Annotated in this window: 9 protein-coding genes; 7 read left to right on the forward strand and 2 right to left on the reverse strand. The window is 43.3% G+C overall.

Going from position 1 to position 12,544, the window contains the following annotated elements; all coding sequences use genetic code 11:
• The first annotated feature begins 285 nt into the window (after window positions 1-285).
• The 6 genes from ACQKMP_RS11490 to ACQKMP_RS11515 all read left to right on the forward strand — a co-directional run bounded on the left by ACQKMP_RS11490 (window position 286) and on the right by ACQKMP_RS11515 (window position 9,037).
• Window positions 286-1,245, forward strand: coding sequence for an ABC transporter permease (locus tag ACQKMP_RS11490; RefSeq protein ID WP_042190003.1), 960 nt, complete (start codon window positions 286-288; stop codon window positions 1,243-1,245).
• A gap of 17 nt (window positions 1,246-1,262) precedes the next feature.
• A complete protein-coding gene (locus tag ACQKMP_RS11495) occupies window positions 1,263-2,159 on the forward strand; it encodes a carbohydrate ABC transporter permease (RefSeq protein WP_427469391.1) in 897 nt (298 codons plus the stop codon).
• A gap of 92 nt (window positions 2,160-2,251) precedes the next feature.
• Entirely contained in the window at window positions 2,252-4,087 is a 1,836-nt protein-coding gene (locus tag ACQKMP_RS11500) for an ABC transporter substrate-binding protein (protein ID WP_427469392.1), read from the forward strand.
• 141 nt (window positions 4,088-4,228) lie between these two features.
• On the forward strand, window positions 4,229-5,974 hold the full coding sequence (locus ACQKMP_RS11505) for a sensor histidine kinase (RefSeq protein ID WP_341128765.1): 1,746 nt from the start codon (window positions 4,229-4,231) through the stop codon (window positions 5,972-5,974).
• Window positions 5,967-7,370, forward strand: coding sequence for a response regulator transcription factor (locus ACQKMP_RS11510; RefSeq protein WP_427469393.1), 1,404 nt, complete (start codon window positions 5,967-5,969; stop codon window positions 7,368-7,370). Before ACQKMP_RS11505 ends, ACQKMP_RS11510 begins: the two co-directional genes overlap by 8 nt.
• Entirely contained in the window at window positions 7,367-9,037 is a 1,671-nt protein-coding gene (locus tag ACQKMP_RS11515) for an extracellular solute-binding protein (protein WP_052404363.1), read from the forward strand. The genes ACQKMP_RS11510 and ACQKMP_RS11515 overlap by 4 nt, the downstream gene beginning before the upstream one ends.
• Before the next feature lie 356 nt (window positions 9,038-9,393).
• On the opposite strand, the gene ACQKMP_RS11520 is transcribed toward ACQKMP_RS11515, so the two are convergent.
• Window positions 9,394-9,813: a MarR family winged helix-turn-helix transcriptional regulator gene (locus ACQKMP_RS11520; protein WP_076284623.1), complete on the reverse strand. Its 420-nt coding sequence runs from the start codon at window positions 9,811-9,813 to the stop codon at window positions 9,394-9,396.
• A gap of 164 nt (window positions 9,814-9,977) precedes the next feature.
• Here ACQKMP_RS11520 and ACQKMP_RS11525 point away from each other — a divergent pair, with 164 nt between their 5' ends.
• Complete coding sequence (locus tag ACQKMP_RS11525; protein WP_427469394.1) at window positions 9,978-11,441, forward strand: MFS transporter; 1,464 nt, start codon at window positions 9,978-9,980, stop codon at window positions 11,439-11,441.
• 28 nt (window positions 11,442-11,469) lie between these two features.
• Here ACQKMP_RS11525 and ACQKMP_RS11530 read toward each other — a convergent pair whose 3' ends face one another.
• Window positions 11,470-12,543 (reverse strand): glycoside hydrolase family 99-like domain-containing protein, encoded by a 1,074-nt coding sequence (locus ACQKMP_RS11530; protein WP_339242580.1) that lies wholly within the window; start codon window positions 12,541-12,543, stop codon window positions 11,470-11,472.
• Between the last annotated feature and the right edge of the window lies 1 nt (window position 12,544).

Below are 12,544 nucleotides of genomic sequence, written 5' to 3' on the forward strand. Positions count from 1 at the left end.
TCTAGATAATATTCGTTTGATTATGATTCAGTTGAAAATAGACATTTAAAAAAACGACCACCACTTCGGGTACTTCCTAAGTGGTGGTCGTTTTTTGTCTAAAGTCATATATGCCCTCCATCACTAGTCCCGCAAACAGGTAGAAAATGGTCGATTGTATTGCGAATTTGGTTCACAAGTATCTGACGGTTTCCCTGATAAGGCGTTCTGCTCTCTATCTCGCCAGAAGCTCAGATTCTGATACTCTGAAAACGTAATCAAAATCTGGGTATAGGAGATTCCGATATGGGGGTACCTGCTGGCGAACTGCTTCCCAGCGTCGATCCGGTTCATCGATCCCGCTGGAAGATGAAGAACAAACATAAGTTGTTCTTCATGGCTTTTCCATTTCTTGTTGTCACCTTTATTTTCTATTATCTGCCGATCAGCGGATGGATTTATGCCTTTTATGATTTCATTCCCGGAATACCGTTGTCAGACACGCCTTACGTTGGTTTGAAATGGTTCAAGACGATTGTATCTAATCCGACACAGACTGCAGAGGTTCTGCGGGTGCTGAAGAACACGCTTGCCATGAGTTCACTCGGATTAATTACATCCATCTTTCCAGTGATCTTTGCCATTATGTTGACTGAGATTAAGTCAGGCTGGTATCGCAAGTTGGTGCAGACACTAACCACGATTCCAAACTTTATCAGCTGGATTCTGGTATATGCATTGGCATTCTCGTTGTTCTCTGTAGATAACGGTGTCATCACTCACATTTTAGTGCAGCTTGGAGTGGTAGATGAAGGGTATAACTTCTTAGCCTCCAGCTCAAATATTTGGGTCACGATGATCGTTTGGTACTGGTGGAAATCGTTAGGCTGGGGTGCTATTCTCTATCTTGCTGCAATCGCAGGCATTGATCAGGAATTGTACGAAGCTGTTGAGGTGGATGGTGCAAGTCGGTTCCGCAAAATTTGGCATATCACCATTCCAGGTCTGATTCCAACCTTTTTTGTACTTCTGCTGCTCTCCATAGGTAATCTAGTCAATAACGGGATGGAGCAGTACTTTGCCTTTCAAAATGCGATGAATAAGGATTCTATTGAGGTGCTGGATCTTTATGTATACAACATCGCCTTCGCGAACAACTTTCCTTTTGCCACGGCCGTCAGCATGTTGAAATCGGTTGTCAGTGTAATTCTACTATTCGCAGCGAACACGTTGTCTAAGATGGTGCGTGACGAATCTATCATTTAAGTCAGGGGTGATCCCACTTGAGAAAGAAAAAACTAACGGCTGGAGAACTTATCTTCCAGATTATGATCTATACATTCTTTGGATTGTTCACCCTGTCATGCATTTACCCATTCTATTATTTGTTCATCAATACGATCAGCTCGAATGATCTTAGCGCAGCGGGGGATATCAAATTTTATCCAAGACAGATCCATTTTGATAACTATAGTAAGGTGCTAAGAATCAGCGGTTTAGGACATGCGGCAACAGTCTCCGTGTATAGAACGGTTGTCGGGACGTTGCTTACTGTGGGGTCTTCAGCTTTTTTAGGATATTTGTTCACCAAAAAGGAAATGTGGGGCCGGAGTATTTGGTACCGGAGTGTCGTGGTTACGATGTATTTTAGCGCAGGTCTGATCCCTTGGTATATTACAATGCACAATTTGCATCTGACCAATAATTATCTGGCTTATATTTTGCCTACGATTATTACGCCATTCAACATCATTTTGGTCAAAACCTTCGTTGAGGCCATTCCTCCATCCCTTGAGGAGTCAGCGTCTATGGATGGTGCTGGTTACATGCGGGTGTTCTGGAGCATTATTGTACCGCTTACTACGCCAATTTTGGCTACGATTACGATTTTTTCCGCAGTGAATCAGTGGAACTCATTTATTGATACGGCGTTTCTGATGACAGATACGAAGTACTTTACGCTCCAATTCTTGTTATGGCGTTATTTGAACGAGTCCAGCTCACTCGCAGCTTTAATTCGTAATTCACCAGATATGGCCGCTAGTGTAGCGAATATGCAGACTCCAACCTCTGTACGGATGACCGTAACGATGATCGTCGTATTGCCGATTCTAATCGTTTACCCATTCTTCCAGCGCTTTTTCGTCAAAGGGATTATGATCGGTGCGGTTAAGGGCTAATGAGCTACCGGATCGGTAACGAAATGGGGTTTTCCTCTGCTAGGAGCAGAGCTGAACTATATGTGAAGATACGAAAGGGAGGGTATAAAGCAATGAGACTAAGAAGAGCATCGCTTGTCATGCTATCCGTAATCCTGGTCTTTGTTCTGGCAGCATGTGGCGGGGGGAATAATACGGCTAACTCGGGTAAAAACACGAGCACAGAGAAGCCTACTTCCGCTGCAACGAATGCGCCGGCGGAAGAAACAGCAGCACCGGATGACGGAGCACTTGATCATTCCAAGCCGCTGAAGCTGACCGTATTCTCTACAACAGCTAACTATGCGGGTCCACAAACCGGGTGGTTTGCCAAAATCATCAAAGATAAGTTCAATATTGAGATGGACATTGTAGCTTCAAACCTGACAGGTGGAGATACCAAAATCTCTGCAATGATGGCTTCCGGAGATCTTGGAGATATCATTATTTTCGGTGATGATAAGAACCATTATCCAAATGCGATCAAAGGAAAGCTTCTCTTAGACTGGACACAAGACGGACTTCTGGATAAATACGGAAAAGACATTGCGAGTACGTTCCCAAAAGCGATTGAGAAAGCAAAGGTTGCTTTTGGCGGTGGATCATCAGTGTTTGGCATCGGAAACAGCGTAGCTTCTAATCCATCTGGACCTTCTGAAGGGAGAGATATGACTTGGGGGCCAGACCTGCGATGGGATCTTTATCAACAAATCGGAGCACCTGAAATTTCAAAGATTGAAGATTATTTGCCCGTGCTGAAAAAAATGCAAGAGCTTGAGCCCAAAAATGAGCAAGGAAAGAAAACCTATGCTTTCTCGATGTGGTCTGACTGGGACGGCAACTATAAAATGACACTGGCGAAACAGTTCGCCAACATGATGGGCTATGACGAAATTCCTGATACCGCTGTATATGTTAAAGCAGACGAAGAGAAATATTATGACTTCTTATCCGAAGACAGCTGGTATATGAAGTCGCTCAAACTGTATTTTGAAGCTAACCAAATGGGTCTGGTGGATCCAGATTCTATGACACAAAAATTCGACGATGTTGTAGCGAAATACAAGGATGGTCGTCTGTTGTTCTCTTGGTTCCCGTGGCTAGGGGCAGCAAACTACAATACATCGGAAAGAACAGCAGAAGGTAAAGGTTTTGCATTAGTTCCGTTCAAGGATGAGCTGATGTATTCCACTGGCTTCAATGTATACGGTGGTAACGGTATTATAGCAATCGGTGCAAAAGCTAAAGAACCTGCTAGAATTATGGAATTTATTAACTGGATGTATACTCCGGAAGGTGCAATGATCTCTGCAGGAAGCGGAACAGCGGTGCCTAACGGACCTAAAGGTCTAACCTGGGATATGGATGCAAGCGGTAAACCTGTCGTGACTGACTTTGGTTGGAAGGCTTATGCCGATCAACAGAATACACAAGTGCCTGCAGAATATGGTGGTGGTGACTACTATTACGGCTCTAATCAAATGAACTTCTCTTTTGTAGTTCCGGCGATGGTGAATCCAGACAACAAAGAGCCATACGATCACAATCTATGGACGACAACCCTAGAGCGTAATCCGTCTAAGCTTGATAGTGACTGGAGAGCGAAGATGGGCGTTCTGACGCCTAAGGAGTATTTTGAGAAAAATAATCTATTGGCCGTAGCACCACAAGGCTTCACTGGAAAAGAACCATTGATGATGGACAAAACACTGGAGCAAAAGAACAAACAAATTGGTACGGTCATTCAACAAATTTCTTGGAAAATGGTTTTTGCTAAAGATCAAGCGGAATATGACAAATTGAATAAAGAAATGCATGATAAGGTGAATGGTCTCGGCTATGCCGAAGTTATGGATTTCTCGATTAAAAAGGCAGAGGAATTGTTCGAGGCTCGTAAAAGCGTGAAATAAGGTGTGATTAGAAAAATACAAATAGGGCGGGGCGGCGTGGAGGCTGTTCTGCCCTATTCTATTCAATTAAGGATAAATGTGGTATTCTCACATTGATATATATATAGAACGCTTACAGGAAGAAGGAAGAGGATCATTCGGATGGTAAGAGTACTTAAGCGTAATCATACCCCAGTTGTCAAATCCTTACGGAATACCTTATTCATCTATCTAGTTATCGGAACACTTCTTCCGCTTCTCTTAGTAGGATTCGTAACCTACACCTCTATTTACTCTATTCTTTCAGGGAAAATTGGCAATGGTATAAGTGCAAGCTTGAAACAGGAAGCCTCTAGCTTGGAGAATGCCATCGACAATATGGATTTTGCCTCTAAACAGTTTGCGCTGGATGGTCAGATTGTGGAAGAAATGTCCTCATTTATTCAGGAAAAGCAAATTTATCGCAAATCGCAAATGATGAACTCCATCAACCAGAAGATCAACCTCGTTAATTTCACGAATCCCTACATTGGACTTACAGCCTACATTATGCCAAGCAGTGATGATCCGGTTCTGTTCACGAATATGAGTGCGCGCAGAAATTTCGATATCAGTACGTTACCTTCTTTTATGCGATATAACGGAGCTGATTATTATGGACCTCATTCTACGATGTATGCCGTCGGCGATAATCTCGTGTTCTCAGAGCAGCGCATTGTACGCGTACCAGGTGAGCATAAGCTATATATTTATTTAGAGACGAATTATAGCCTGCTTCGCAAAATATTTAATCAGGAATCTTACGGGATGAAGGTTAACCACCTGCTTGTGAATCAACAGGGCTCTAGCACTTATGTCATTGATGGTAAATTGCCTCAAGGAATTATCAAAGCTGCTGGAAGCAACTCTAATCTATCACATGAAACACTTACCGGATATCATCTGTTTCGATACGCTAGCCCACAGGGATGGAAGCTTATTGCAGTAGTTAAAAAGTCCGAATTCAACAGTGAAATTTATTCTTGGTTCTATAAAATGATCCTGCTCGCGTTCTCGACACTACTCTTTGCTGGAGTTCTGGCTTTGATGATCTGGAAAAAGATTTATGGTCCTTTGCGCAAGGTTAACCTTGAAATTAATCGAATGGCGGAAAATGTTACCTCTCCGGTTGCCTACACGAATGTGGAAGAGTTTGATTTTGTGCTCAGTAACTTCCAGCAGATGAAGAAACAGGTGAATGAGCTGATTGTTGCGGTAGCCCATAATGAGAAGCAGAAAAGCCAATTCGAGATTGAAAAGCTACTTAGCCAGATTAACCCTCATTTTTTGCATAATACATTGAACACGGTGCAGTGGATGGCAAGGCTTAACGGTCAGAAGGAGATCGACAAGCTGGTTACCCTTCTTGTTAAGGTGCTGCATTATAATCTGGGCAAGCAAAGCATCATTGTTACCCTTGGAGAGGAAATTGAAGCGATCCGAAATTATATGGAACTGCAGCGCATCCGTTATGACTATGAATTCGAATTTAACGTGGAGGCTGATGAGGATGTATTGTCTGTGGCTGTCCCCAGATTCTTACTTCAACCTCTTGTTGAGAACTCGATTTATCATGGACTAAGCGATAATGGCAGGGTGGACGTCTTGATTACAGAGCATGGTGAAGGAGAAGTTCAGCTGTGTGTAAGAGACAATGGGGCTGGAATGGATGCGGATACGTTAGATCAACTGCTGTCAGAGAATGGCGCCAAGAAACGGGGGCTCGGAATCGGATTCTCGTACGTGAACCGGATGCTCAGAACCTACTATGGAGAACAAATGAAGCTAGAGATGTACAGCAAGCTAGGGGAAGGTACGGTTGTATCTATCGTGATTCCGAGGAAAGGTAAGGAGGACTTCGATGATTAAGGCTGTAGTGGTTGATGACGAGAGACTTGTGCGGAAAGGCTTCATATCTCTAATTGATTGGTCATCCTTAGGGGTTGTGATTGTCGGTGAGGCGGGAGATGGCAAATCGGCCTTGGAGCTACTTCAACAACAGGATGTGGATCTGTTATTTGTAGATTTGACCATGCCCGGCATTTCTGGGTTCGAGCTAATTAAACTAGTAAGGCAGCGTTTCGCAGGTATTCGCTGTGTTGTGCTTACTTGCCATCATGAGTTTGACTATGTGCAGGAGGCCATGCGTTTAGGAGCCGTTGATTATATTGTCAAAACTCTATTGGAGATGGAAAATGCGGACGAGACTATACGTCGCCTGGTCGATCGCATCAAATGGGAGGACAATACAAGGGATGCACTGGTTCATGGTGAAGGTAAAAGGATAGCTGCAGACAAGGCACTGCTCTATTTACCATTAAGCAGCCACTGTAATGAAGAAGAGTTATTTCACCTATCCTTCGTGAAGAATAATCCGCTGATTACCTTTCATGAGATGTGGATGTCGCCCTTGCTTCACCGGTTCTCGGAAGAGGAGGGGAAGCGTGAGCTTAAGAACCAGCTTTCTGGGAGATGGCAGACCGCGCTCATCAGTGGGTTAAGAGATCAGTCACTACAGGAATTGGAGGAGCAGCTCACCACGAAGCTTCGGCATATGCTATTTTATCATTCTAGTGCTGAAGAACTGACCTTTCTGAATTATGAGGAACTAAAGAAGGAAATAGCGGTTCCCCATTTAAAACCGGATGAAGCTGATCTATTCGTGCAAGCTCAAAATCTCAAGTGGACGATTGATGGAAACGAATGGGAGAATTTTGTAACGAACATACTCCTGCAGAAGCCAAGGCAAGATAGATTTCTAACGTTCGCCCATTCCCTTTTGCAAAGCTGGAGTTCTTTACTTTTGAAGTCAGAGGATGCTGTTCAACTGGAACGGGATATTTCTTTTAATTTGAACTGGTGCCATTGGAAGACCTGGCTGCGCCGATTTTCTGATCATGCGGGAAGGAGAATGCTCGAGCTAGGATTGACTAAAGAGGTGATGTCTTGCCTTATTCGCGCAGTTCGTTACATGAAGAGCCATGCAGGTGACAAAATCAATCAGAGCGACGTAGCGGCGGAAATTAATATGAGCCGTGGTTATTTCAGTCAATGTTTCGCTCGTTTTGCCGGGGAGACATTCGGTGAATGTTTACGGGGAATGCGGCTTGAGTTGGCTAAATCATTATTACGGGAGACTTCATTACCCGTCTGTGAGATTGCTTCAAGGTCTGGCTTTGAAGATGACCGTTACTTCAGTAGACTGTTCAAAGAACGTATTGGTCAACTCCCGAGTGAATATCGTGCGGAGGGGAAGGACCAATGATGAGATTGTATAGATCCATCCTCTTACTTGTAATGATGATCGGACTTACATCATGCCGTGACCAGAACAAAACAGTAGATTCTACTCGAAGTCCTCAGGGTGAGGTCGAAGATGCTTCTTTAGCGTATAGCAAATACGAAGATCCGATCGTGATTCGTGTAGGATTTAAGGTTCCCGATTCCAGGCTAAATACAGGTGACAGCAACGACAACAATCCAATCACCCGTTATTTGGAGAGCATTACGAATATCAAGGTAGTTCACTCTTGGGAAGCGAAGGGTGAAGATGCTTTTAATCAAAAAGCACAGCTTGCGATCGATAGCAATGATTTGCCGGATGCGATGGTTGTTGATCGAGATCAATTGAAGAAACTCATTGATAATGACATGATAGAGGATCTTACAGAGACCTACAATGTATATGGCTCTGATTTAATTAAGGATATGTACAATTCTACTCAGGGTGAGGCATTATCCGATGCTTCTCGATACGGCAAATTATACGGATTGCCTAATGTAGCCATTGATGCGGATTCGCCTGTTCTGCTCTGGGTGCGTCAGGATTGGCTGGATAAACTGGAGCTGCAGGCACCGCAAACCTTTGAAGATATTGAGAACATAGCGAAGGCTTTTATTGAGAAGGACCCCGATGGCAATGGCAAAAGAGATACGGTCGGACTTAGCGGCTACAAAAATATCATCTATGGGACAAAGCCATTAGTAAATGGTCTGGATGCTGTGTTTAGTGCATTGCATGCTTTTCCCACCAATTGGATCAAGGATAACGCTGGGAATATCGTATATGGATCCATTGCACCTGAGACCAAACAAGCGCTAGCCAAACTGGCTGATTGGTATAAAAGAGGGTTGCTGGACCCTAATTTTGCACTTTATAAAGAAACGCAAGAGCCTATTATTACAGGGAAATCAGGCATGTTCTTTGGCCCGTGGTGGATGCCGTATTATCCTTTGTCAGAGGCGGTTGCTCTCGATACGAAGGCAGAATGGAGAGCGTATGCTGCTCCACTTGATGAGTCTGGTAAATTTGTTGCTCATTTGGCTCCGGTAACAGACCGTTACCTTGTTGTGCGTAAAGGTTTCGAGCATCCAGAGGCGATTATGAAGCAGTTGAACGTGTTTACAAGACTTGAGAGAAGACAAGACCCTAATTCGGAGGAAGTTAAGAAGCTGGATGATTTCTCTGCGCAAACAGGAATTCAGCTGCGTGCTTATTATCCGTTTGACCTTTTAATTGATTATTCGGATGCGATAGAGAAACATTATGCAGATATCCAGCAAGCTTTGCATGGCAAAATAGACCCGGAAACATTAAATCCAGATACCCGTCTCATTTATGATCAATGGGTGGAGGACACTGAACAACCAAAGAAAGATCTGGAAGGCTGGAAAGCAGCGAATGCATATAAATATGGAGTTGCCGTCTTAACTTCAACTGCTATTGAGGGAGTGCGGGGAGTATTTTACGGAAACACCCAACTAATGAAGAGTAAGTGGACGGAGCTGCAAAATCTGGAGAGCGAGACATTTTTGAATATCATTGTGGGCGATTCACCGCTTAGTGACTTTGACGTTTTTGTAGCGAAATGGAAGAGCCTCGGCGGGGAGGCGATTACGAAAGAAGTTGCTGAAACTGTAAAGGTGAAGTGAACACGGGATGATATAGGTTTTTTCTCTAAAAGTAGCGGAGTGAATGGACTGGTTGTGGAAAAGTGGAGTGTCCTCACCAAGGAAACGGGAGCACAGATCGATAATTAGGGAATTTCTCCCTGTAATTCTGAGATTTCTGCTCATCTGACTAATAATTAGGGAAAATCTCCCTATAATTTTGCTGATTTGTTGGCAAATACCGATATTACTCTGATTTTTAGGGAGGATTTCCCTCTTTCTATTCATTTAAAACATTTACCAGCTATTTTCAGGGAGCATTTCCCTAATAATTCTCAAAAAAAGAAGCTGTCCCTTAAGTAGCCTTTACTACTTTTGAGACAGTTTCTTTTTTTGTCCTATTCTTCGTCAGTGCTGATTTTTTGAAGTAAGTAGCGAAGCTGCTCTACTTCCTCGCTGGTTAATTTACCAACTAGGCTCTTGTTATAATCATCTAAAATAGACTGAAGAATTGGCGAGAAATCGATTGCTTTAGGCGTTGGATATAGTAGTTGAGAGCGTCGATCATTAGGATCTGGTTTACGTTCAATATAACCCGAATTCTCTAATTGCTTCACGGAGCGTGCGGTGGTGGCTTTATCGAATTTTAGTTCAGAAGTTAGTTGATCTTGTGTAATCCCTGGTCTGGAAGTAATCAGTTTTAGAAAACTATGTTGCCCACCACTACCTATTCCATAGGGCATGAATTTTTTTACCAATTGCTTTTGATTTTGACGATGAAAATAGGAAATCAACTTTCCTATAGGCTCTTTTTCCAAGATATAGACACCTCTTTGGGTTTATAGTTCGCGTATTTGCTACTCTGAGACAAAGTGTACAATAAAGTCGTTGCGCGCGCAACTAAATTGATGTACACTGGGTAAGTGAGTTTTGTTGCGTGCGCAACTAAACGTTGATTATATATTCAATGAGGTGTTAGTTTATGAGTTCTATTAGCGCAACCTATCAGGAAGACAAGGAAATTCAGAAGAAACGCTGGATAATTTTAATTGTTCTGAATATTTTCACCTTCATGTCCACACTTGATGGTAGTATTGTCAACATCGCTCTGCCAGAATTATCGAAACAATTGAAGCTGCCTATGGCACAAATCGAATGGGTAACCACAGGATATTTGATGGCAATTTGTGCTGCGATTCTTTTCTTCGGGAAGCTTGGAGATATTGTCGGGAAGATTCGAATCTTTAAGATTGGTACGATAGTTTTTGTAATTGGTTCTATGCTGTGTGGATTTAGTTTAAGTTTACCTGCTTTACTTGCTTCGCGTGTCATTCAGGCTATCGGAGCTTCGATGACAATGGCGAACAGCCAGGGAATCGTTACGGATATCTTTCCTGCCAATGAGCGGGGGAAAGCGCTTGGTTTCATAGGTACATTCGTGTCTCTGGGAAGTATAGCTGGCCCTAGCTTAGGTGGGATTATGGTTTCGACATTAGGCTGGGAGTATATTTTTTGGGTGAACATTCCTATTGGAGTGATCGCTATCCTGTTAGGCTGGAAGGTACTGCCTAAGGATTTAACTAGGACGAAATCTACAATAGACGTTCCGGGTAGTTTACTCTTCGCTATTTTTATCATAAGTTTGTTCGCAGGGCTTTTATTGGGACAGCAGCTCGGTTATGGGGATAGCTTAATTGTGACGTCTTTAATCGTAGCTATAGTCAGCTTCATTGCTTTCTTATGGACGGAGCTTCGCCGGAAAGAACCGCTACTGCAATTGTCATTATTTAAGAATCCGTTGTTTTCATTAAGTATTTTATGTGGGTTTCTCGTGTTTACAGCGAACTTCTGCTTTAATATCATCGCGCCGTTTTATGCACAGAATATGCTGAATCTATCGCCCTTTGAAGCGGGATTCCTGTTGATGTTATTACCGATATGTATGGTAGTCGTAGCACCAATAAGCGGTGCTTTATCTGATAAAATCGGGTCTGAATTCCTAACTTTTGCAGGGCTGGTAGTTATGGTTATTGCTCAGTTTGGATTAGCTGAGCTTCATGAAGGAAGCTCTGTTGTGCTGGTAGGCGTGTGGATCGCTATGTTAGGAATAGGGAGTGGTCTGTTTCAGTCGCCAAATAATTCGCTTGTGATGTCAAAGGTGCCTAGAACTCAGCTTGGTTCTGCGGGCAGCGTCAACTCGCTTGTTCGTAATGTGGGGATGGTCGTCGGTATTACGATAGCTACGACGATTCTCTTTCATGTGATGAGCAGTGAAGCTGGTTATCGGGTAACAGGTCTAGTTCCAGGCCGACCAGAGTTATTTATCAGTGGGATGCATGTAGTGTTCATGACTTCGGCATCCATATGCTTTGTGGCTGCACTGCTAACGGGTTGGAGAATGATTAGTGCAAGAAGCGCCAGAGTGCAGACTTCGGAAAGACCATAAGGAGTAAAAGAAGAAGATCCTTCTGACGCTACGGCGTGGAAGGATCTTCTTTGTGATGATATTGAAGGGCTTTCTTAATGGCTTGCAAGTATTGATACCGATAATGATCATCCGGTTCTAAATAGGCACCCTCAGCCCATTCGTTCCAAGCGTTAATATAAATAAAATCACTTTTGAACATCTTCTTGGTCCTCTCAATTTGTCGTGACAGGTATTGACCGAATTTGTGAGGATTTGCACCTAAAGTACTTTGTCCGGCAGCACCTTTGCGTGGTGTATTATCCCAGTTAACAAATGCTCCCGGATATATAATTTCCCCATCCCTATGAGGTGTCCGTTCTAACATAGATTCCCATAATTCATCGTAATCAATGACAATATGCTTTTGATCCTCCACCTGCTTGGAACTCCATAAGTGCTTTACACCGCCATGTGCGAATGTGTAGTGAGGCTCGAATTCTAGACTGGCGTCGAACCCGTGCTCTGTATATAGGGGGAATCCGCCCAGTGTCCGGACAAGATGAAGGCCCTTAAGTCCGTTTTGCTGAGCCAAATCACGCCAACATTGAAGCATTTCATCACACCGAGGGATGCTGGAGGATCTATAGATAATGAATACTGGTTTGCCGTCTACGCAAATATATCGTTCATCTTTGAAGGCCTCCAACAAAGCATAAAAATGCATTCGCCAATCCCGTTCTTCTCCATATTCTTGTGGCATCAAGACATCTTCTTCAGTGCCATCCCAGCTACGTGTCCAAGGTTCGTTAGCCCAAGACAGACAAAAGGGGAAGTCAGGCTCTTTGCTGGCAAGAATCTGCTGAACCGGTTGTTCCAGAAGTCGCCTGCCATTGAACCAATAGTGATAATAACAAAAACCGTAAATGCCATGAGCTTTTGCAGTTTCTGCCTGCCATTGTTTCACATTAGGGTCCGTTAAATCGTAGTAGTTATTATTTAACGGTTTTTTCGGTTGATCATGTCCAGGATAAAGGGCTGTAGCCTTCCTGACATTTGTCCATTCTGTAAATCCCTCTCCCCACCAGGAATCGTTCTCTGCTATCTGATGAAACTGAGGCAATACAAAAGCGATGCATTTCAAG

The organism is Paenibacillus sp. NPDC101420, from assembly GCF_050277435.1.
Taxonomy (GTDB): domain Bacteria; phylum Bacillota; class Bacilli; order Paenibacillales; family Paenibacillaceae; genus Paenibacillus_AQ.